General features: G+C 63.6%; 15 protein-coding genes. 6 read left to right on the top strand and 9 right to left on the bottom strand.

Annotation, left to right across the window (positions count from 1 at the left end):
* The first annotated feature begins 283 nt into the window (after positions 1-283).
* Both OCUBac02_RS24560 and OCUBac02_RS24555 read left to right on the top strand, forming a co-directional pair.
* Complete coding sequence (locus OCUBac02_RS24560; RefSeq protein ID WP_173050147.1) at positions 284-1,090, top strand: GntR family transcriptional regulator; 807 nt, start codon at positions 284-286, stop codon at positions 1,088-1,090.
* Positions 1,091-1,410: 320 nt separating this feature from the next.
* A complete protein-coding gene (locus tag OCUBac02_RS24555) occupies positions 1,411-12,708 on the top strand; it encodes a putative Ig domain-containing protein (RefSeq protein WP_173050145.1) in 11,298 nt (3,765 codons plus the stop codon).
* A gap of 50 nt (positions 12,709-12,758) precedes the next feature.
* Here the strand turns inward: OCUBac02_RS24555 and OCUBac02_RS24550 are convergent, their stop codons facing one another.
* Positions 12,759-12,968 carry a cold-shock protein gene (locus OCUBac02_RS24550; RefSeq protein WP_173050143.1) on the bottom strand — a complete coding sequence of 70 codons (210 nt, stop codon included), beginning with the start codon at positions 12,966-12,968 and terminating at the stop codon, positions 12,759-12,761.
* A 141-nt stretch (positions 12,969-13,109) separates the two neighbouring features.
* Between OCUBac02_RS24550 and OCUBac02_RS24545 the strand changes: the two genes are divergently transcribed.
* Together OCUBac02_RS24545 and OCUBac02_RS24540 are read left to right on the top strand one after the other, a co-directional pair.
* Positions 13,110-13,466, top strand: coding sequence for a hypothetical protein (locus OCUBac02_RS24545; protein ID WP_173050141.1), 357 nt, complete (start codon positions 13,110-13,112; stop codon positions 13,464-13,466).
* A gap of 59 nt (positions 13,467-13,525) precedes the next feature.
* Positions 13,526-14,686, top strand: coding sequence for a hypothetical protein (locus tag OCUBac02_RS24540; RefSeq protein ID WP_173050139.1), 1,161 nt, complete (start codon positions 13,526-13,528; stop codon positions 14,684-14,686).
* Here OCUBac02_RS24540 and OCUBac02_RS24535 read toward each other — a convergent pair.
* From OCUBac02_RS24535 to OCUBac02_RS24505, 7 genes are all read right to left on the bottom strand, one after another.
* Entirely contained in the window at positions 14,676-15,623 is a 948-nt protein-coding gene (locus tag OCUBac02_RS24535) for a hypothetical protein (RefSeq protein WP_173050137.1), read from the bottom strand. The two genes, OCUBac02_RS24540 and OCUBac02_RS24535, sit on opposite strands and share 11 nt — an antisense overlap.
* A 2-nt stretch (positions 15,624-15,625) precedes the next feature.
* The gene (locus OCUBac02_RS24530) at positions 15,626-16,291 is read right to left on the bottom strand and encodes a hypothetical protein (RefSeq protein WP_173050135.1); all 666 of its coding nucleotides are present in this window, start codon (positions 16,289-16,291) and stop codon (positions 15,626-15,628) included.
* A 5-nt stretch (positions 16,292-16,296) separates the two neighbouring features.
* On the bottom strand, positions 16,297-17,400 hold the full coding sequence (locus OCUBac02_RS24525; RefSeq protein ID WP_173050134.1) for a hypothetical protein: 1,104 nt from the start codon (positions 17,398-17,400) through the stop codon (positions 16,297-16,299).
* Positions 17,401-17,405: 5 nt separating this feature from the next.
* Entirely contained in the window at positions 17,406-17,789 is a 384-nt protein-coding gene (locus OCUBac02_RS24520; protein WP_173050132.1) for a hypothetical protein, read from the bottom strand.
* 9 nt (positions 17,790-17,798) lie between these two features.
* Positions 17,799-18,278: a hypothetical protein gene (locus tag OCUBac02_RS24515; protein WP_173050130.1), complete on the bottom strand. Its 480-nt coding sequence runs from the start codon at positions 18,276-18,278 to the stop codon at positions 17,799-17,801.
* Positions 18,279-18,333: 55 nt separating this feature from the next.
* Positions 18,334-19,161 (bottom strand): hypothetical protein, encoded by an 828-nt coding sequence (locus OCUBac02_RS24510; protein ID WP_173050128.1) that lies wholly within the window; start codon positions 19,159-19,161, stop codon positions 18,334-18,336.
* A gap of 139 nt (positions 19,162-19,300) precedes the next feature.
* Positions 19,301-19,882 carry a hypothetical protein gene (locus tag OCUBac02_RS24505; protein WP_173050126.1) on the bottom strand — a complete coding sequence of 194 codons (582 nt, stop codon included), beginning with the start codon at positions 19,880-19,882 and terminating at the stop codon, positions 19,301-19,303.
* A gap of 381 nt (positions 19,883-20,263) precedes the next feature.
* On the opposite strand from OCUBac02_RS24505, the gene OCUBac02_RS24500 reads away from it, so the two are divergent.
* Complete coding sequence (locus OCUBac02_RS24500; protein WP_173050125.1) at positions 20,264-21,031, top strand: GatB/YqeY domain-containing protein; 768 nt, start codon at positions 20,264-20,266, stop codon at positions 21,029-21,031.
* A complete protein-coding gene (locus OCUBac02_RS24495) occupies positions 21,012-21,788 on the top strand; it encodes a polyamine aminopropyltransferase (protein WP_173050123.1) in 777 nt (258 codons plus the stop codon). The genes OCUBac02_RS24500 and OCUBac02_RS24495 overlap by 20 nt, the downstream gene beginning before the upstream one ends.
* 37 nt (positions 21,789-21,825) lie before the next feature.
* Here the strand turns inward: OCUBac02_RS24495 and OCUBac02_RS24490 are convergent, their stop codons facing one another.
* On the bottom strand, positions 21,826-23,220 hold the full coding sequence (locus tag OCUBac02_RS24490) for a nucleotidyltransferase domain-containing protein (RefSeq protein ID WP_173050121.1): 1,395 nt from the start codon (positions 23,218-23,220) through the stop codon (positions 21,826-21,828).
* Positions 23,221-23,233: the final 13 nt, after the last annotated feature.

Genomic DNA, 23,233 nt, shown 5'->3' with positions numbered 1-23,233 from the left:
TTGGGGTGTCGCTAGAAGGACACGCCGACGAAAATCCGTGTCGTTGAAGGATTGTCAAAAGACGGTCCTGGCAACGTTCCCGACCCGCCAAACCCCCAGTGAATACCGCGTTTCCGGCAGAGGAGCCCGGCCACGAGCGCCATCCCTCTCACCAGGTAGCACCGAACAGGGCTTGGCAACGGGTAGTTCCTCGGCAACAACCGCTAAAGCAAGCCAGAGACCGAGGTGCCGGCGTGTAGACCAAAGCCGATGGAAGCTGACGTACGAGCGTGCCCGACTACCCTTGGCTGTTCCCCTTTCTGGTGAATCGGCCGTTCAAACCGAAGCCCCCATGCGAAACGCGCCGGATCACAGGATCCCCTTATACCTCCGCCTGAGAAACGAATTCGCGCAACACATCGCGGAAGGCCACTGGGCGTTCGGCGCGGCCATCCCACCAGAAACCGAACTCGCATCGAAGCTTCAGGTGTCTATGGGCACCATTCGTAAGGCCATCGAGACGCTGGTGGATGACGGCCTGCTCGTTCGGACTAGAGGGCGCGGCACGTTCATCAGGCGCCCCAGCTTCGAGAAGTCACTCTACCGAGCGTTCCGATCGCCGGGGCTGCCCATTGAAGCCGCTGGCGAGGGTTATCCAGACCCTGTCGCCGGGACCGGACCAATCAATGCATCAGCCGTAACGGTCAACGCAGACCCGCCCCAGGCCGCGCTCGACAAACTTGGGCTACGCAAAGCCCAGGACGTCATAGAGCTGCGTCGCCTGACCTCCGTGGGCGGAAAGCCGGAGTTGAGTGAGCGCATCTGGTTGCCCCGGAAGCGTTTCCAAGGATTGCTGGCGCTCGGCGAAGCGCCCCTGATTGGTCTCCTCTACCCAATCTACGAGGCCAGCTGCAGCCAGTTGGTTGCCTCCGTTGTCGAAACACTCTCGATCGACAGCGCGAGCGAAGCCGATGGCATTACCGGAGCACGGCCAGGCGATCCGATGGTCGTGCTGACGCGCATCGCATACGACTATGCCGGCGAGCCGATGGAATACCGGACGGCGCGCGGAGCGGCCGGCAACTTCACCTTCAGCGTCGAGATCCGCTGAGCCCCTGATATCTCCGATTTCGATCGCGCCGCGGTATCAACACCGCGCCCGGTCCTTGCGCGCGTCGCTCGCATCTCGGGAACAAGGTGCTCGAATCGCTTGAATTCCCGGTCCTTCAATCCTTCAAATCCTGCAACGAATCCATTGTTCTGTTGCCGAAAATCCTTCGAATGTCGGATTAATCCTCGGAGCGGGTGATGGTAAAAGTCCATTATCCATAGACGGTTGGTGGACTGAGGCCTTGCGCCTATGGAAATGCGCAAGGAACCCAGTTACACATCAAGGACTGTAGTGTCTGGTTCTTGGGGTCAGAGCAGAAAATGCTTCGCCGTATCATCAGTGCCGTCCTGGCCGTCTCGATCGCGCTCCCGCAGGGCGCTTTCGCCCAGCAGGCGTTCTATTTCAGGCACACGGTGTCGAGCGTCGCGACCCCGACGAACCCCGGTACTCCTGGCGAAGAGGGGCCCGTCCGAGGCACCGGTGATCTCGCGATCTATCTTCCTGTCCAGGTCCGCGCGCGACTCGGCGTTCCGTTCTCGTTGCAGCTGACCGCGCAGAACGGCACCGGCCCCATCGCATGGAGCAGCATCGGCACGGCGCTCCCGGCTGGCCTCACCTTCAATCCTTCCACAGGCCTGATCGCGGGCATTCCTTCTCAGATCCAGAGCTCCACCGCTGCGCGTTTCAAGGGCGTCGATGCGAGCGGCAAGACCGGTGAGAGCCCGTCGCTGATCATCGATGTTCAGCCGGTTCCGACCGTCACCGTCCTGCCGAATTACACGGCGAAGACCGGCGAAGCAGTCACCATCAATCCCACTGCGCGCCCGGTCTTTGGTTCTCAGAGCTGGTCGATCGCTGGCCAGCTTCCGCTCGGCCTTAGCCTGAACCCGAACACCGGCTCGATCATCGGCACTCCGCGGCAGCAGGGGACCTATCCGGGCCTTCGCCTGACGGTAACGGACGCTGACGGCGCCACCGGGTCGTCCGCGGAGTTCATGATCTCGGTCACCTCGACCATCCTGATCACGGGCCTGCCGAGCAAGGTTCCCGCGCGACTCGCGCGTGCAATCAATGAAGTGCGCCCGAATGCGAGCGGAACACCGGGTCCGTATCGCTGGTCTGTTTCGGAAGAAGGTTCGCCGCTCCCGGCCGGCCTGACCCTGAACGGCGCGACCGGTGTCATCTCGGGATCGGCCACCGCTGCCGGAAAGTTCGACAACGTCGCACTCAAGATCGTCGACAACACCACCGGCGCCTCGACGATCTCGCCGCCGGTGTCCTTCACCGTTGGTGAAGCGCCGTCGATCGCGGTCAGCGGAGTCTACAATTTCCGCCAGGGACAGAATGCAAGGCTGATGGTCAGCCCGCAGGGCAACAATCTGCTGGCCGGCGGCTACTGGACGATGTCCCGCACGATCCCTGGCTACGAATTCAGGTACGAGAACGGCTCCCTGTTCGGCTATGTCGGATCGCTGGCCTCCTATACGGGCGTGACCTTCAGCGTGGTCGACCTCTTCGACGGCGCCACCGCGACCTCGTCTCCGACGACGATCAATATCCTCAAGGGTCTGTCGGTCACTGCGCCATCGGTTCCGTCCGCGCGCGTGGGGCAGCCCTTCACTGCGTCTGCTCCGATGGTCGACGGCCTAGTCGGCACAGGTACCTGGAGTGCTGGCGGGAGCCTACCAGCTGGCCTGTCGATCGACAGCGCAACTGGTGTGATCTCAGGTACGCCGACTGAGGTGGGCAACCGGGAGACCACGGTGCGGGTCCGGGACTCGCATGATGGCATTCAGGCCAGCTCGCGCCTGTTCAACATCAATGTGCGGCCGGCCGAAGAGCCGGTACCGTTCGCCATCGCCGATGTCCCGGAAAGCCTGCCCGCCTCGACGAACCAGTTCTTCCGCTACACCCCGACGGTCAGCGGCGCGAAGGGCACGGTTTCGTGGTCGGTCGTTGGCTCGCTCCCTGCCTGGCTGCAGATCGACGCGGGAACGGGCGCGCTTGTCGGCACGCCGACTGCCGTCGGAACGGTGCCAGGGCTTTCCCTGCGCGCGACAGACAGCAGCAACGGCGCTCAGGTCACGTCGAACACCTTCGCGATCAGCATCACTCCATCGTCACCGGTGACGGTGACGATGCCCGAGACGGTTTCGGTGCGCGTCGCGGAGGAAACCACAACGGCCGCTCCGACCGTGACCGGCACCGGCTCTCAGCCGGTCTACTCGATTGTTTCAGGTCGCGTGCCCGAGGGTCTCGCTTTCGATAGCCAGAGCGGCCGCTTCAGCGGCATGCCCACGGTCTCGGGCGATCTGCCTGGCTTGAGCATTCTTGTGACCGACCAGGCGGGTCGATCCGGCGTCTCCAACAATTTCACCATCTCGGTCGCGCCCTCGAACACCAGCCCAACTGTCGCGATGTCGTCGCGCACGGCCACGACCGGACAAGAGTTCTCGGCTACCCCGCAGCTGACGAACGCGTTCGCTCCGCTGACATGGAAGCTCGACTCCGGCGAGCTGCCGTCTTGGGCGGCTCTGGACACCTCGACAGGCGCCATCAGCGGGACCCCGCCGGCCGCCGGCATCAGCGGTGAGATCAGCCTGTTCGTCACGGATCGGTTCGGCCGGTCTGGACGCAGCGCGCCCTTCACAATCTCGGTCGTCGATATGCCGGTCTTCTCCGCCACGATGGCGGCGAACCTCGCCGCAACGCAGGGAAGCACTTTCAGCGCATCTCCGACTGTTGTTGGCGCCAAGGGCACCACATCCTGGTCCATCAGCGCTGGCAACCTGCCGGCGGGCCTGGCGCTTACGCAGACGGGCTCGATCATGGGCCTGCCGACGACTGTCGGTACGTTCTCTGGCCTGGTTCTGTCGGGTCAGGATGCGAGCGGCGCGACCACGTCCACCAAGCCCTTCACCATCACGGTCGGGCCGTCGCCACTGACAATGGATGCGTTCGGCGAAGAGCTGATCGCCCACTTCAATGTCCCCTTCAACGCTCCGGCTCCGACTGTCCGCGGTGCGCAGGGCACGCTCGCCTGGTCGCTTGCGGCCGGCACGCTTCCGTCCTGGGCCACGCTAAATACCTCGACCGGACGCATCAGCGGCACGCCGAACTCGCTCGCCGAGACGACGGGTCTGCGCCTGCGGGTGACAGACGAGAACGGAACGAATGCCCAAACGACGCCTTTCAAGCTGACGGTGAACCGCCCGACGCTGACGGCAACGTTGAGCTCGTCCTTGAGCTTCCACATCAACAGCCCGATCGCCACCCCGGCGCCAGAGCTCGCTGGCGTGCTTGGATCCCCCACTTTCGCGATCACCTCCGGCACCCTTCCTGCGGGCCTGACGCTGAACCCGTCGAACGGCGTGATCTCGGGTAATCTTTCGAGCTCGGTCTCGGCGACCAATCTCATCCTGACGGTCACCGACAGCTACGATCGGGCCGTCGCTCACACGAGCGCTTTCAGCATCTCGGTCCTCGGTGATCCCCAAATCACGGTCGCCTCGGAGTATCCGGGTGCGCGGGACGCTGTCTTCGCGGCCACTCCATCGGTCACCAACGCCATTGCCCCGCAGACCTGGACGCTGGCCTCCGGCACGCTCCCGAGCTGGGCGAACCTGAGTGCCTCGACCGGCGCTATCAGCGGCCGCCCGAACGCGATCGAAACGATTTCCGGCATCTCGCTTCGCATGACGGACGCCGCAGGCGGCGTCGCCACCTCGGCGCCGTTCTCGATCGTCATCAGCTCCGGTCTCTCCGCGGCGTCCAGGTCGAGCTACACCCCGCGCATCGGTGTCGCCTTCACATCGGAGGCTCCGCAGGTCTTCAACGCGAAGGGCACCATCAGCTGGTCCATCGACTCGGGCAGCCTCCCGAGCTGGGCGACGCTCGACACGACGACGGGTCAGTTCTCCGGCACGCCTGCCGCCGCGTCGAACCATACGGTCGTCCTGCGCCTGACGGATTCCGCCGGCGGCTTCGCGACGGTCACGCCGATCACGATTGACACGAAGAATTCGGCTCAGATCGCGGTTGCGAACAAGTCCGTCCGCGTCGGTGCTCCGCTGACGTTGGAGCCGACCGCCACTGGCGCCGTCACCACGATGACCTGGAGCGTCAACACCGGCACATTGCCGGCGTGGGCTCTGCTCAATCCCTCGACGGGCGCCATCACCGGTACGCCTGAGGCCACGGGCGATTGGACCCTTTCGCTCAAGGTGACCGAGGCGGACGGCGCGGTCAGCACCAGCCCGAACTTCACGGTCTCGGCCACCCCAGGCCTCTCGGTCGCCAACAAGGCTCCAAGCTACGGAGGGCGCGTCGAGCGTGCCTTCAGCATGGCTCCGGTGACCGTCAACGGCGCCATCGGAGAGCTGGTCTGGTCGCTTGCTCCTCAGGCTAACCTCGTTCCCGGGATGACGCTGAATGGCGCCAATGGCGTCCTTGGCGGCACGCCGAGCAATGCTGGTGCTTTCACGGCCAACCTGATCGTTCGCGATAAGAGCGACCAGGCGACGCTCGCGGTCCCGTTGACCGTCCAGATCGCTGGCAAGCTCACCATCGTCGGCCCGAGCACGGTTCAGGTACACGCTGAGGACACCTTCGCGAGCAACGCTCCGTCGGTCTCCGGCCAGCGCGGCACCCTGACCTGGGCACTCACCGGGGCGAACCTCCCGGGCTGGGCAACGTTCAACGCTGGGACTGGGACGATTACCGGCTTGGCTCCGGTGGATCTCACCACGGTCGGACCGCTCACGCTCACGGCGACCGACTCGGTCGATCAGGAGAAGTCCAACGAGCTCACGCTCTCGCTGCAGGTGATCGGACGCCTTGGTGTCGCCAATCTGCCCACCAGCTTCCTCGCTCGTAACGGCACTGCCTTCACAAGCGCCCGTCCCACCGCGGTCAACGCGGTCGGCGCTTCGAACTGGACCTGGGGTCAGGGCTCCAACCCGCCGGCCTGGGTCTCGCTGAATGCCGCCACCGGCGTTCTGACCGGAACCCCGAACGAGATCACCACGACCAGCGGCCTGACGCTTGTCGTGTCGGACACGACCGGCAAGGTCGCCTCGTCCGCTCCGTTCACGCTGACCGTCTACAACCAGCCGACCGTCACGGTCTCGACGGACACCGTGAAGAAGCGCGTCGGTGACGCGATCTCCATCACCGCGAATGCGACGGGTCTCGCTGGCACACCGACCTGGTCTCTGGTGTTCCAGCCGGGCAGCGACCAGCTCCCTGCTGGCTTGAACTTCGACAACTCGACCGGTCGCATCACAGGCACGCCGACCGCGCCTGGCTCGTCGTTCTTCATGATCCGGGTGACGGACAGCAACGACCAGTCGGTCGCGGACTCTCCGCTCGTCTCGCTGACCATTGGACCGCAGTTCTCCATTACCGGTCTCGGCAATTCCTATTTCGCGCGCGTCGGATCCTTCATCGACCTCGGTCAGCCGACGATCATCGGTCAGGCCGGCCCGACGGTGACGTTCTCGGTTGCGCTTGCCAACGGTTCGCTGCCGCAGGGTCTCAGCCTCGACTCCGTCTCCGGTCAAATCCGCGGCGTGCCGTCGACCAGCCTCTCCCCCACGATCGTCACTCTGACAGCGACTGATTCATCCGACTCGGCGAAGGCGACCGCGTCCTTCACGCTTGGTGCGATGCCGAACCCCTCGATCGGGAACGTCGGCAACGTCACGCTCCGCAACGACACCGCGGTCGAGAGCAACGCTTTCGCACCGAACGGCGCCAATCTCTTCTACCCGAACGCCGGCTATTGGACGATCAGCGGAAACCTGCCCAACGGCGTTTCGCTGAACCCTGCCACCGGCCGCCTGCTGGGCACGCCGACTGGCTATGCGACGCTGGCGACCTTCCCTGGCCTGACCCTGACGCTGACCGACACGACCGACAACAAGTCGACAACGTCGTCGGCCTTCTCGATCACGGTCAATTCCGGCCTTGCCGTCACGACTGCCCAGTCGACCTACACCTTGCGCGCCGGCACTTCCTTTACCACCCAGGCCCCGACGGCGGTTGGCATCAGCGGAACCCCGATCTGGTCGATCGCGAACGTCGGCGGAACCCCTCGCCCGTACAGCATCAACTCGGCGACGGGTGCGATGGTCGTGACGCCTCCGGCGGGAGCCAGCGGCAACTGGGTCTATGCCCTGACGGTCAAGGACTCCCAGGACAACCGGACGGCCTCCACCCAGGTGACCGCTTCCGTCCTGCCAGCCACGACCATCAGCTACACCGCGAACTCGCCGATCACTCCCGGCCAGTCGTTGACGCTGAACCCGACGGTCCGCAGCAACCTAGGCGCTCTTCAGTTCTCGGTTTCCACCGGAACCCTGCCGGCAGGCATCACGCTGGATGAGAGCACGGGCCAGATCAGCGGTTCGACCTCCGTCACCGGCACCGCAATCGTTCGTGTGCAGGCGCGTGATACCGACGGATACGTCGCGTCCTCGGCGGACATCCGCATTGCCGTCTCGAACGCGCCCGACGTGTTCCTCGGGGACATCCCCACGGCGAAGGTCGGCAAGCCCTTCACCCTCGTCCCCACCACGAACATCTCCACCGTCACCTGGTCCTTGACCGGATCGCTGCCGGCCGGCCTGACGTTCTCGGCTGCGAATGGCTCGATCACAGGCACGCCGACGGCGGCTGTCACCTCCGGATCGCTCAAGATCAACGCGTTGAACACCGCGACGTCGATCACAGGCTCGTCCGACAACTTCGTGCTCGCGGTTGCGCAACCGAACGTGATCTCGGTCGCGGCGGCGGCTCCGAAGTGGCGTAAGGGACTGGCCTCGACCACGCAGCTCGCTGTCGCCAATGCGGTGGGCGGGGTCACCTGGTCGATCTCGTCCAACGCGCTGCCTCCTGGCGTGGCAATCGACTCGACAGGCAAGATCTCGGGCACGCCGACGCAGTTCGGCACCTACGCACCCGTCGTTCGGGTGGTCGACAGCGAGAATGCGGCAGCGACGCTCACGCATACGCTCGATGTCCAGGTCGGCCCGTCGCTGACCTATCAGTCAGCCGTCATTCGGCCGGCGGTGAACAGCAACATCGTCCCGACGACGCAGAACCTCGTTGGCGCTCCGACCTTCTCGCTTAACGGCACCCTGCCGGCGGGGCTGAGCTTCAACACGACGACGGGTGCGATCACCGGTGTGCCCACCGGTGCGGCTTCGAATACCCCCGCGCTCGTTACCGTCCGCCTGACGGACAGCGACGGCGCTGTGGCAGAGGCGCAGCTCTCGCTTATCGTCAGTGAGAACGCCTTCATCGTCGACGCCGGCGGCACCGCTTTCACCGCTACGGTGGGCCAGCCCTTCCGTCTGGCTCCTGTTGCTTACCTGCAGAACCAGACTGTCGGCCAGTACGCTTCGTGGGTGATCTCCGGTCGCCTTCCGCAGGGATTGTCCTTCGATGCTATCACCGGCGTCGTGGCGGGCACTCCTACGGCGTTCGCCATCGGCGCAAGCTCGTTCAGCATCCAGGCGACCTACAACTATCAGTCGGCAAGCACGCCCGAGCTGACCATCACGGTCGCGGACCGCGCTATCCCGACAGCCTCCTTCGATGCCAACGCCTACACGGTCCGCCGCAACGCGCAGCTCGATATCCGCCCGTCGTCGCAGAATACGATTGGCGGGGTCATGTGGTCGGTCATTTCCGGGGCGCTTCCGCCGGGCGTCGCTGTGAATGAGACCACGGGTGCGCTCAACGGCGTTCCCTCCAGCAACGGAACGTATCAGATCGCGCTGCGCGTGACGGACTCTTCGAAGACGGCGAACACGCAGGCGATCACCATCACCGTTCAGGATGGTCTCGATGCGGCGGTCACCGAGGTCAGCTCGAACAACCGTATCGGCAAAGTTTATCTGGCCAACGCCATCGCGACCGGCGCCAGTGGCACAGTGACCTGGAGCCTCGTCCAGGGTCCGTTCCCGTCAGGTCTGAGCCTGAATGCGGAGAACGGCTACATCACAGGTACGCCTGGGCAAGCGGGAAGCTTCCTTGTGAAGCTTCGCGCTACGGATGCCACCGGCGCATCCAAGGACGTCAGCTACACGATCAGCGTTGGCGCGGCTCCGCAGATCGCATCGATCTCGGCACTCTCCGCAGTTGCGGGCAAGCCGTTCTCTTTCACGCCGACCGTAACCAACGCCGTTCCTTCTCTGGTCTGGGAAGTCATCGGCACGCTTCCGGCTGGCTTGACCTTCAACAACAGTACTGGCGCGATTTCGGGCACTCCGACAACCGTCGGGACCGGAAGCGAACTCCGTCTCCTCGTGCGTGACGGGGACGGCCTTACCGCGACCTCGCGCTCGTTCCTTATCGCGGTAACGGCGGATTCCACGTCGTTCTCGGCGGCAATGCCGTCGATCGTATACACGAAGCAGGGAGCGCCCCTTTCCATCGCTCCGACGCTGACGGGAGCTACAGGCGCATCGCAGAGCTATACCCTGCAGTACCTTTCCGGAACGTCATGGTACAACGCAACGGCAGGCGTTCTTCCGACGGGCCTCACGTTCAGCAGCACGACCGGCGCCATTTCCGGCTCGCCAACCAACGCTTCGGTCCAGGCTGCCTACCGGATCGTCGTGGTGGATAATCGATCGCCGTCGGCGGTCACTGCGACCACCAACCAGTTCACCATGGTGGTCGAAGCCGCCGAGCCCTTTAAGATTTCGACGGCATCCAAGTTCGATATCCAGCGTGGCCAAGCCTTCCAGATGGCGCCGACCGTCACCGGCAACGTCGGAGCGACGACCTACTCGCTCTATTATGCTCAGAGCGGAAGTTTCTATAGCGCGACCGCGGCTCATCTCCCGGCTGGCATCACCTTCAATCCGGCCAACGGCACCATCAGCGGCACCACCTCTGTCCAGAGCGTGCCGGCCACGACGTTCTCGATCTATGGGAGCGACTCCCGGTCCGTTGGCACGATGTCGAACCAGTTCACGCTCTCGATCCAAAACTGGGAAAGCGGCAAGATCGTTCTGCCTTCGAATATCACCGTGAACCGCGGGCAGCCCGTCGAGATTATTCCGACCCTGCAGGGGGTCACGGGGACGGTTTCGTCCTGGTACCTCTATGGTCTCTCCGGAACCTCCTCGACCAATATTGGTAGCGGGAGTGTCGTCCCAGGCATGACGTGGTCGAACGTGACCGGGGCTTTTGGAGGCACCCCGACTTCTACAACCCCCTACTACCAGTCCTATCGCCTGTACGCGACCGAGAACCGTAACGGTCAAAGCCTGCCGCTGTATTCGAACCAGATGGTGATCACGATCGCCGACTGGGCGAAGCCGGCTGCCTCGATCGATCAGACCGTGCAGATCCGTCGTGGTGTTCCCGCGACGATCACGCCGACAATCACAGGCGTGGTCGGAACACTGAGTGTTCAGCTTCAGGGTTACAACGGAAGCAACTACACGACCGCGAGTCTGCCGCAGGGTCTGGCGATGAACCCGTCGACAGGCGTCATCAGCGGGACCCCTCTCAATACGAGTACACCCAACTTCCTCTACCGCTACATCTTCACGGAGACCAGGAACGGGGTCGCCCAGAGCTTCTATTCGAACGCATTCTCGATCGCGATCGCCAATTGGGACATGCCTGTGGTTGCCTATCCGGAGCGAACCGACTTCGTCATTGGTCAACCGCTGACTCTCGATCCGGAAGTTTCCAATATCGAGGGGACGCCGACCTATCGGCTCGCCTGGTTCAACGGATCTTCGTGGAGTTATTCGGCGTCAGGTCCAGCGTATCTGCCGAATGGCCTCACCTTTGACGGCGCAACAGGCAGAATTTCCGGAACGCCCACGGCTGCCACCTATGGTCAAGGCATTTATCAAGTCACTTTGACTGAAGTTCGCCCAGTGAGCGGGCAGACACAAAACAACGTAGTGCTGTCGAGGAACTTCAGGCTGGCAGGCGCCGCCGCGAGCTCGGCCCCGAAGCTCGCTTACGGGACGAACAACACCATCATTGCGACGGCCAACGATCCCCTCGACGTCACTCCGGTCCTTTCCGGCGCGACTGCGGTGACGGGTCCCTATACCCTGACCTACGGCCCTGTCCCGGCCCTGACCGGAGGGAAGGAATTCTATACTGGCTCGTTGCCAAGCGGTGTGGGCTTCGACACGACCACCGGCAGGTTCACCTCGGCTCGTATTCTGCAGACGGCCGGCGGCAACTGGCACGGGTATAAGATCTGCGCGCCGACCGCGGCAGGTCAAGCTTGCGCCGAGGAGGTGACCTTCAGGATTGCTGACCGTCCCTTGGTGAGCGTCGAGATGTCGCCGTATATCGATGGCACGCGCCGCCAATCCCTCAGCGTCACTCCGACCGTGAAGAATGCGGTCGGAGCGGTGACTTGGCAGCTGTTCACCCAGCAGACTTCGCCTAACGGGGCCAGCAATGACGATCAGATGCTGAACACGCTGCCGGCGGGATTGAGCTTCGACACCAGCACCGGAACGATCTCTGGAACGCCGACCGTGATCGGCAATTTCCGCGGCTACAAAATCGCGGCGAATGACAGCCAGGGCGCGACCTATCGCGGCATGACGCAGGAAATCATTATCCGCATCGCGGAGATGGAACCCTTCGTTCTGAAAGCGCCGACGCTTCTGGAGCTCACGGTCGGGGACAGCGTCGATGTTCGACCGACCTTCTCGGGCAACTTCGGCTCGGTGACGTGGGACAGCACGATTTCCACGACCGCGAACTACACCCAGACGGATGGCGTCGGCACGATCAAGCAGACGGCCCTTCCGACCGGCCTGAGCTACAGCGGAGGCGCTCTGAGCGGTACACTGACGGCTCAGGCTGCGGAAGGGAACTATCGCGGCTACCGCATCTGCGCGACCGACGGCGCCAATCGGGGAGCTTGCACGGACGAAATCCTCATTCGTGTGCTGCAGCGACCCGCGCTGACCGTGAAGGTGCCAACCTACGTCACGGCAAAGGTTGGAGATGCGGTGTCGCTGGTTCCTTCGGTTGAAAACGGCTTCGGCACGATCACCTGGAACAGCGGTATCTCCGCTGGCACCGCACCTGTTGTCGATGGCCAAACGGGGGACTTCAACAAGGGCACCCTTCCGGGAGGCCTGGTGTACAGCCCCACGGACGGCTCAATCACGGGCACGCTCCAGGTGAACCTGTCCCCTGGCCGTTACCGCGGCTACAAGGTCGGAGCCAAGGATGTGCGCAATGTGCTGACTTTCTCTGATGAGATCATCATCGAGGTGCTCGCCGCGGATGCCGCCAGGATCCAAGTCGCAAGCGTGACGGATGCGGTGCGGGGACAGCCCGTCACGATCAAGGCGACCGCGACGACGCCGCTCGGCCCGTTCACCTTCGGCGCCAGCCTCAACGCAGGATCCACGACCGCCCAGGATGGCGCAAACGGAGACTTCGTGAAGGGCTTCCTGCCCTCGGGGCTGGCCTACGATCCCGCCACTGGGACGGTCTCGGGAACCGTGGCCGTCGGCGTGACGCCTGGTCGCTACCGCGGCTACAAGTTCAACGGAACGGACCGCCGCGGTCAGACGGTTATGAGCGAAGAGTTCATCATCAACGTGCAGTGACAAAGAAGGGGCGCCTCGCGGCGCCCCTTCTGATTTCCAGCTCGCGCTGATCAACCGTTCTTGAGATTGACGGCGCTCTCCTTGCCAGAGCGCCTATCGGCCTCCAGGTCGTAAGAAACCTTTTGACCATCCGAGAGCTCGCGCATGCCCGAGCGCTCGACCGCGCTGATGTGCACGAAGACGTCCTTGCCGCCGGCGTCCGGCGTGATGAAGCCATAGCCCTTCGTCGCGTTGAACCATTTCACGGTACCGGTCGCCATCGTCAGTCCTGTTGCGCTGTAAAGGTAGGGTGCCGGGCCAGCCTAGACTCGGCCGGGTGGATCTGTCGACCCGCGGTGGCCGGCTGCTAAGCTTTGAAACTTTCGGCGCCGCGTGAGAGACCCTTGGGAAATGAGGATCTCATGACCAACAAAATCGACTTCCTGGATGCTGGCGCCGAGATCGATCTTGGACCGCACGGCTACACGAGCGCGATGGTCGTCTACCGAAACGAGGTCGCGGACGAGAAGGCGCTCACCGATGCCGGAGTGACACACGCGTATGCCGAGCTCGCGCTGTCGGCTCCGCACTTCTTCGTGGGATTCTCCTCCGATTCCGGCGGCACCGGCGCTTGGCAGGTTCTGCTGCTCGATGCCGACCAGGCTGCTCGCTACCCGGTAGGAGCTGAGACCGAATTCCACTTCAGGAAAACGCGCGAGATTGGCTTCGGGACGCTGGTTGCGATCACGTCAGATCCGGTTCCCTCACTGGTGCCCTGAGCCAGCCTTTGTGCCTTGCATCCCCGCGCTGGATCCTCAGCCTCGAAAGAGGTTGACCCATGTCCGAAATCACCCAGAGCGGCCGTCTGATCGTTCAGGCCCAGCACACCTACAAGCAGACCTATTATCCGTCGGAAGGCTCCGGCAAAATCCAGGGCTGTGAGGGTGTCCTCGTTCAGGAAGTCCCGGTCGCCATCCGCATGGGATCGAACGACGACTATCCGGTCGTCGCCAGGCTCCTCTACGGCGAGGGCAACGAGACGCATATCGAGGTTCGCCAAGGGCCCGACGGCTTCTACCGAACATTGCTTGCGCCCGGCGAAGTGCCGACGCCGTGCAATGTCGAGCAGCTGCGCTTCGGCCTGATGGGCGAGCATTATTGGGTCGACGATCCGGTTAGCGGCCGGCCGAAGACCAATCGGAACCCAGCGCCGCGCGCGGAACGCACCGTCCCGCCGGATTGGACCATCCGCAAGTTCGGCGGGAACCAGAAAGCCGACGCGGAGGCTTCCTTCCGTCGCAAGCTGGAGCGGATCATCGTCATCGACGATATGGCCTATGTGCGCTGCACCGAGCCCAAAATCATCCTGCGCATGATGGCCGACTCAGTGCGCGTCACCTACTCGATGACGGACATCATTCCAGGCGAACAGCAAGTCACGCGCCTCGATGGTGACGACAACGAGATTTTCGGCCCTACGGTCATCAAGCCGTTCCAGTACGGCCAGAACAAGAGCGAGCGTAAGCTCGGCGATCGCTCGGACCTCGAGGCGGACTGGCGGATCTTCCCGCTGGGCAGGTTCGAATGCGCGCGCAAGTTCGCGCTCGCCCTCGCAGCAGAGCAGGGCCACTTCGCCCGCGCCCGGCCGGACCTTGTGACGGAGCTTGACGCCAGCGTGTTTCCAGACACCACGCGGATGGACTTCAGCAAGAACGATGTCCAGATGATGAGCCGGTCTATCGGCGGCAAGGCGAACGACCTGCCGGACGACATCATCGATATGTGGCAGGACGTCCGCAGAGAGGCGTACAGCGCCTCTCCCGATATCTCGGTGGCTCTGGATGGCATCGTGGCGATCAGGGACGCCTGCGCGGCCCGAAACCTGTCCTCGCCGATCAGCGGCAGGGAGTCGAAGCTTCTCCTGCGCTGGACTGAAATCGAACGCGAGCTCGCGATGCGCCCGATCGAGGCGCCCGAGCTGGCCGGCCTTACCCTCTGAGGGCCATTGCGCCTGCTGGGCGAACATTCGGGTTCGGCGAATCCTGCAGGCGCTGTGACAACCACTGCGCCATCTCCAGGCCGCGCTGCATGCGCTGCTTCCCATTGCCGTTGAGATAGGCGTTCGGCGCATCGGCCGCGACGCGGCGGATCAGATCGGCCAGCTCCGGAGAAGCCTCATCCGGCTTGGTTTGGGCGCTGAAATATTCGAAATAGGCGTCCAGGTAGGCGACCGTGTAGTTGTAGAGATACCGGTCAGGCACGCTCTCAAAGATCGCCTTGGCGGTCTGGATGAGCGCCATTTCCTCAACATCGAAATCCTGGCAGCCTTCGATCAGGATTTCCGGCCGATTGACGGGGAGGAAGCGCACATCCGTGCCCAAGAGCTTCAGCATCTCGTCGAGCTGATCCCATTGATCCGCCTTCAACAGGAAGGCCGGGCAGGGAGCCTCGTCACACTCGGTCACCGTGACCTTCGCAATGCCATCCTCAACAGGGTTCAGCGAGATGACCGGTCCCAGGCTCGGCGCGTAGATCTCGCCATCGATGGCCCGGAGCGTCGACGCAAAGCGCTGAACGGCCGCGACAGCGTCTGGGCGGCCATCAGCCTCGGCTGTCCGAAAGCGTTTCTCCAACTCCCCGACCTCGTGAACCCGAGGGAAGTCTTTCAGTAGCTTCCTGAGCGGCGGCGCAAGAAGCGGGTTGTCGGGAACGAAAGGCAGCTTCGGAACAAGAATGGGAGCCAGCAGTACGCCGTCGCAGAAGCGCCAAGTCGTCCGGCCGGCTTCGGTGACGGCCACGATCGCTTCAGGCGCCAGGCCAGGTGCGACCTCGGGAATATGCACGGGGACCATTTCGCCCACGAGCGCGCGCACCTGGTTCCGGGCCCGAGCGGGAACGGCCATAGCTTCGTAGACGGCGGGGAGCTCGGTGATCATCGTCATATTCCGGGAAGAGAGAGCCCGGGTTCGGGCTGGGGGTAGTGACGCTCGACAGGCAGGCCTGAGATAGGCGGGTGCTTTGGCGCATCCGATGGGTCAGGCTTCCGGCCAATGTTCGCGATGAGCAATTTAAGCCCATCGTCGAGCGAGGGAGCATCATGGACGATGACCGTCCTGATGCCGCGGCGACCGGTGATCTGCCAGCCGACGCCACCCATGGCGCCCCGATAGGGCTTGAGTTCACGGTTGCAGCTGGCATGGATCCAGCGCCAGCCGAGGTCTGGGTGAATAGCGAGATAGGAGAGGTCGTCCTCCCTCGCCGAATCGCAGTGAAGCACCCATCCGTCGAAGGTCAGCTTTCGATCGCGGTTGACGTGCCAACTGACGAGCTGTTGAACGCATGCCTTGCGACTGGTCCGACCATAGCCAGACCCGACAGCGGAATCGGGAAAGGATACGCCGAGGGCCGTGGGCTTCTTGAGCCAGCAGACCACAGGCTTCCTGCTATTGAAGCAGCCCCGCTCAGCGCGCCAGACCTCTCCGATCCGGCAGCCATCGAGAGAAACCTCCCAGCGATCCGTCTCGGTGAAATCGCGATAGGGTTCGCCCGCCGCATCGATGCGGACGAGAACAGGTTCGGGCGAGCCGTAGGCTGTATCTTCCATGGCCGTCAGAGCCCCATCCCGAGGCCTTCCAGCCCGTCCTCCAGCTTCGGAGCGAGCTCGCGATAGATCGCGTACGCCGCCCCGATCGGCTTCAACTCCCTCAACCGATAGTCATGCTGATTGGAGAAGGGGTGCTGCTCCATCGCCTCCAGCGCCCGATTGACCAGATGGGTGAGAAAGTCCCGGTCGTAATCGGCGACGTCATCGAAAACGGCGTTCCGCGACCTAAGGCCATTCTTGAGCTCAATCGGATCCATACCCTCAAGATCCGTGAAGAACCGCCGCAGCGCGTGTCCGGCGCGAACGCGCTCGCGCGGAGCCGAGGTTAGGCGCTGATGGGTGAAGACATCCATCAGGCCGCGGGCGAAGATCCGCTCAGTGCAGAAGCGCGCGGTTTCATCGAGTGGGAAATCCGCCGCGGCGTCCAGGGGGACGACAGTCGCATTCGAGCCGGCGCCCCAGCCCGTCTCAAGGCAGAACCGATGCGCAGCTTCGCCATCGGTGGTCGCAAAGACCGGGCGCCCGCTGGGGTTACGGTTCTGGTCGAAGTCGTTCTTGAAGACCGGCCTCTCGTCCGACCAGCAGACCAGGCGATGTCCCGTCGGCGAAGCCTGGAATAGCGGGCCGACGGAGCGGCAGTGGATTTCACCGTCGATCGAGAGGAAGTTTGAGGCGCATCGCGCGATTTCCGCCTCCGGAAGGGCGGTGGCCGCGCCTCGTGCGGTAAGCGGAGGCTCGCGATGCCAGTCATAATGAGACTCGGCTTCGACGATGTGCCACTCAGCAGCTTCCCGCATGGAAGCTCGGAGCGGCAGCTGCGCGAGGATCGTTCCAGCGAGCGCTCGATCAGGATATGTGAAGTCGAGCTCGGGAGGCCGGTGGTAACGCGACGAAACGGGAATCCGGGTCGCGAGCAGCGGCCTCCACAGGCTGCCTTCGTAGGCCTTCCAGATGATGGGAAGCCGCCCATCGCCCGGGTTGCCCGCATAGGCGTTCTGCGCCTCCTTACGGGAGATCTCGGGGATCTTGACCATGGTGGTCGTGAGATCGATCCCGTGGACGCCGCGTTGGCGCACCATCTGGATGGTATGGATCTTCGCCGGCAGCATCGTATTCAAAGTCCTGGCCTGGGGATCGCCAACGCATCCTCCGGGAGGAGATACGGCAATGCCTCCGAATATCTCTCGTACCAGACGGGATCACGCCTGAAGCTGGCGGAGACGAAATCCCGATCAAGGTCACGAAGTGCCAGATTTCGCCCATCCATGGCGAAATCTGAGAGGATAATCACTTCGTCACGGCTTCCGCCGGCATCAACGAGGAGGCCGTCGGGCGCCCTGCACGCGACATGATAGACGCCGGCTCCAGGTCGATCGCCTGCCTCGGCGATCCCGACGAGAGGCCAGCCGGTCAGATCGTGCAAGACGAGCGCGAGGACAGAGCACATGCCTCGCATCCCAAGCGCTCGCAGCTCGTCGATGCTGATCTCGGCCGCCATGGTTCGCGCTCACATGCGCGGAGCAAGGGCGTCCTCGACGGGAGCCAGGAAGCCCTTCTCGCGCAGACCACGACGCGTCCAGTCGTCCGGGCCGCTGATATCGAAGTCAGCGGCCGCCTCGTCCACGAGATCCGAAATGACGTCTCCGCGCTCGACGGAGCGCTCGCAGTCATCCTCGAAATCGTACCAGCAATACTGGTCCGCGGCGTAGAGCTGGCAGGCCGCCTGGTAGACGCGCGCAGTCGAGAGGTTGTCGTCGGCGCGGTGCTCATGAACCTCGAAGCCGAAATCGGCACTCAGATCGCCGGCCTTGCCGACCAGCGCGTCGCCGATCTCGGCGATGGTGCGATGGGAGCCCTTGGACACGCGGTCGAGCTCGAAATCGAGGTCGCCATGGGCGCGGGCGATGTAGAGCTGGGTCGCGGCGCGCAGCAGATTGTGCTCGGTGTAATTCGGAAGCGGCTTGGTCGGATCGATTGCGAGACGCATGGGATTCTCCTTCGGCTCGGAATCTACCGAGGGGCGATGAAAGCCACGACGGCTCTCAAAGCCGCGGCGCCGGTGCTGGGTTGAGGTCGGCCGCTGCAAATCCTTCGTCTGTCACAGAGGCCGTCATCCCATCGCGCCGTATCCAGCCGACCCGCTCCAGCATGCTGAATTCCGTAGCGCCGATGACGAGATCGCCGGCGGAGGCCTGCAGATTGTTGCGGCGGTAGGCGAGCGTGACACCGTTCTCGGCGGCGGCGGTGATGAAGCGGCGACGAGGGGGATTCATCTTCATCGAGGCCACGAAGGCCGCGTGCCAGGCTTCCTTTCTCAGCAGCGCGCAGCCCAGAACGGCGTCCTGGAAGGCCCGCAACGTCCGGACGACTTCGGCATCGTTGTTCAGCGGCCGCGAGACGAAGACCCGCTCTTCCGGATCGTAACGGGTGTCGACCGGAGCCAACTCGGCATAGCGATCGCGGATCGACGGGTCGTTGCCTTCATGGCCGTCGGCGACGGTCACGACCATGCCTTCTTCCTCGAAGGAGACAATCCCCGGTCCCATGCGAACCCAGTCGGAGGCGTATCCATAGACCTCAAAGCCCGCGACCTTCCCGGCCAGGCGCAAAGACGAGGTGCGTCGATCAGCATCGGCCTGGGCCTCTCGCCGGCGAGCCTGGAGCGCGTCCATCGAGGCAGCCTGTGCGGTCGCTTCGTGGTGAACGTGGTCATGGCCGACATGGCGCACTGCACTCTCGACGTCGCTCGCCTCTGGCCTGGGCTCATCCAGGCGCAGAACCACCACGGTCCGGTTGGCCCGCTGGTACGCACCGGGCTCCCAGGTCCAGGCAAGCGTGTTGCGCGAGCCCGAAAGCTCCAGCCCGGCCACGAAGGCGCCCGCGGCGTCAGACGATCGGAACGTGTGCAGCTCGATCTGGCAATCGGGGAGCTCCGAGATGTTGTCGATCTCGTTACCTGACTGGACGGAGAGGCCCGTTGCAGTGTTCGAAGAGAGAAAAAGGCGCATGTCAGCTCGCGGCCCCGATATTGCCAGTCCGGGTGCAGAGCACGCCCGTGGCGCAAGCGCGCCAGAGAAGGGTGTCAATCGTCGCGACGCGCAGGCCGGTCATGTTGGCGAGCTCCTCGCAGAGCGCCTGAGGCTCCTTGCTCCAGAGCTTGCCGAGGCGGACCAGATGGACGTCCGGCTTCGCGACCTGCTCGCCGAAATTCTTGCCGAGATGGAAGACCGTCGTCGGGCCGATCCACGGGATTGCCCTGAGGAATGCCATCCGATCCTTGGAGGCCATGAAGTCCCTGTAGAGCTGCGCACGAGTCTGCCAGATCGTGTCCATGGCCGCGGCCTTGGCCTTGTGCCCGAAGACGTCAGCTGCAGAGTTGCCGGCCTGCAGTGCCCATTTGACGCGATCGAAGATCTTTTGCGCGACGGTGAACCGCATCCCGCTGTTGCAGATCACGAAGATCGTCTCCAAGGCGAAGGCCTCGGGATCCTGGGGAGGCTGGATGTTCTCGGCCCACTCTATATCGCCATTCGCCCAGCCGGCCGCGCGCAGGTTGGCGACGAGGAGTTGAAACTGGTCTGACGTGAGCATGGATCGATTCTCCGAACCTGCAGAGGATCCTCGAATGCCGTGCATTTTAAAAGGATTCCGCATGGGGAAGCGTGCTTCGTCCACGCCCTTGCGAGTTTCTCATCTTGCGAAATTGTTCAGGAGCATGCTCTGTGTCGGTCCAGCTAACAGCGGCCCATCCAAGGGTGAGATATGCCAAAGAAGTCCAGGCTCAGCGTCCCTCTTCTATGCTTGTTCCTCGCTATCGGAGTTTTTGGAGCCAGCTTGATCTACGCCGCGCCGAAAATCGCGCAGCGTGAACGAGAAGCGCAAACCGGCAAGCCCGCAGAGGTAACCCGGTAGACGCTCTCCATGCGGTGCCGCGTCTGCGGCGGCTGCGAGGCTGACTATCTCAGAGTTGGCATGCCGGACCTTCACAAATTGCTCGGCCTCTCTCCTGAGATCGACTGGGTGATCGAGCAAAGCGAGGTGACGATCGCGGCCGTCAGAGAGCTGGAAGTCAATCTCGATTGCAGGATCCCGACCGCGCTGGTCGATTGCTGGCTCGACGCCGGCGCTTTCAAGGTCTGGCCAGGCAAGAAAAGCGCGTCGGGTGACCCCCTCTTTTCGGTCCTGCACCCGTCTGAAGCCGAGGCGATGATCGATAACCCCTATCTGATTTACGAGCACGAACCGTTTACCTGGCTTCCGATTGTCCAGAGCGGAGGGTCGACGCTGTCCGCGATGCATCCCGGTTGCGATCCAGACGCGATCGTGTCGCGATTTGGCCCGAGGGTGCTCGCGCCGACGCTCAAAGATGCGCTCCGCCGGTTTCGGGAAGACCATGACTTTGTCCAGCGCGACTATGAGGACGAGCGCGAGCGAGAGCGTCAGCGCTGGATCCACGAACGCGATCAGCTGCTGAGGCAGCTCGGTCAATCTCAAGTCCCCGCCGACGCCGATCAGCTCCGCGCTCAGATTGCATCTCTTGAGGAGATGATCGCGGTTCCCTTAAGCCGCATCCGAACCGCAGTGCTTGTGGACGAAGCCATTGAGGCTGTGGGCGCGCGCTCGCTTGCCGAAATGAAGGCCGTCATGGATCGCCTGAAGGGAAACGACCGCATCGACCCCTCTCTGGCGCGATCGATCGCGAGGGAGAAGCTCGGCAGCAATGCAAACCTCGCTCGCTGATCGCAGCGAGGAGATGGAGGCCGACTACGGCTTCCCTCTACCGCTCGATATTCCCGACTACAAACCTGCGAACCGCGGCGCCTGGCGCATCAATGCCGGTCGCGGCGGCCTTTCGTCGTCCTATGTCGCGACACACGCGATCGAGCATGCACATCACGTTCTCTCTCGGGAGGGCGTGCCTTGGATGGCGAGCTCCCTTCTGGAGATCGAGAGCCATGCCTGGCACCTTCACAAGGCGAAGGGCGTCGTCGCCGTCGCCGGCCTAGGCATGGGGCTGTTCGCTCATGCGGCCGCGGCGAAGCCGGAAGTAGAACGCATCATCGTCGCCGAGATCGATCCCGACGTCATCGCGCTCGTGACCGGTTCGATCGACCTCAGCCCGAAGATCCACATAGTCTGCTGCGACGCCGCATCGGACGATTTCGGGGCATCCATCCGAGCCCGGGTCGGATCTCGCCAGGTCGACTATCTCTTCGCCGACATCTGGCCCGTCTATCCAGAGCCCGAGGCGCCTGCATGGACTGCGGCGCTCGTCGAGCGGCTGAAGCCGCGGAAAGCGGGATGGTGGGGCCAAGAGGCAGAGATGGCAGTGCGCGCCTATACCGAGGGCCTGAGCCTCGAGGCGGATGCGCTGACGGCTGCTCTCGCCGAGCTGGGCGTCCCGTGCGAGGCCACAGAGGGCTACGCGATGTTCTGTCGGGACGTCGCCGCGGCACATGAGCCGGAACTGGCTCAGCGGCCGCCTCTGGCGCTCTGAGCGACTGCGGCGCGATACGGAACGGCGGCGCCGAGCCTCACATCGTCATCCCTGGCGCGCCCCACATCGCGATCCGCTCGACCTTGAAGGCAGGCCCTGACCAGCCTTCTGGCACGATGGATATCTCGCCCTCTTCGAGAAGCAGAGCGATGTCGCTTGCCACCATGGTGCGCAGATCGTCCGTCGGCCCTGAGTTATCGATGGCGATGGTGACCTGCTTCGTCGCTCCGACGTCCATCTGCCGGCGCATTACGCGATCGGCGTCAGTGGCGAGCAACAGCGTGATCGCTGACGAGATGTCGTCGTAGAGATCCTGCCCGGGTTCCTTGACGTTGAGCATCTCGGACGACTCAAGCGTCGCCGTGATCCTGATCCCTGCGTCGTCCTCGACGATGGTGCGCTTCAGCACAACCGAGATCGCCTCGGAACCGTTGTGGTTGGTCAGCACGACGCGTTCGGAGCCGTCGATCTCGCCCTTGCCGAGAGCATCAGGCATCCAATCGCCGCGCCTCGCGATCTTCTTGTCCCGATCGGTCAGCACAGCAAGGTTGCGCGGGAACCGGTAGAAGAGCGGCTCCGCTTCCTCCCAGCTCCCGAAAATGTCGTACGGCGACACCGCGCCGTACTGCGCGTGAGAGACGAGCCAGCGCGCATCCATCGGCCCTACCAGGCCAGCGTTGAAGTCGGGAAGCTTGCGCTGCTCCGGTGTGCCCTCCTGCCGGCCCTCTGAAGCCGGATGCTGTGGCAGGATCGGATCGTTGACCTTGCCGCCGCGGGAGCGATCGTAGAGCAGCTGGCACGGCGCGGCGATTGCTTCGAGATCCCCGGTGCTTCCCTGCACACCGGCGAGCAATGGGTGCCGGCGCTCGCCAAAGATCGCTCGGCGCATCAGCCAGTCTTCGCCGCTGAAGAGTGGGGAGTGGTTCGCAGGGGAATCGCCGCGCTCGCGCAAAACCTCGCGGACGCGCCTCTGCATCAGATCCCAGTTCTTGTCGTAAGGAGGCCGCCGGCTCGTCGACAATGCGATGTCGATGTCGCCAACCGTTTCCTCTCCACGCATGGTGCTCCCGTAGAGCCAGACCTGGTCGATATGGAGAAATCCCTCCGGGTCGGCATTGTAGGCGGCGATCCGTTCGAGAAGCTGCTCGACATGCATCTGAGCGCGCGCAAGTGGGGTACGGGTCTTCGCTTTACCCGAAGCGATTGCCTCGCCGGCCTCCGTCAACTCGTGGGCGTTTTGGCGGGGTTCCACCAGCTTCCGGTCCAGGAGCTCCTGGAACAGGATTGCGCGCTCGCGAACGTTCTCGCCGACGCCTTTGAGCGTCATGAACGCAGCGGCGTTGCTCGTCCGCGCCAAGGACTTGAGGCCGGCCTTGATCACGCCAGCCTTGAACCCCGCGAAGCGCATATCCTTGGGAAGGGTGACGCCCATGAATCCCGACTCC

This window comes from Bosea sp. ANAM02, from assembly GCF_011764485.1.
Taxonomy (GTDB): Bacteria; Pseudomonadota; Alphaproteobacteria; order Rhizobiales; family Beijerinckiaceae; genus Allobosea.
Note: the sequence above shows the minus strand (reverse complement) of the source record. Positions and strands in the feature narration are given on the sequence as shown.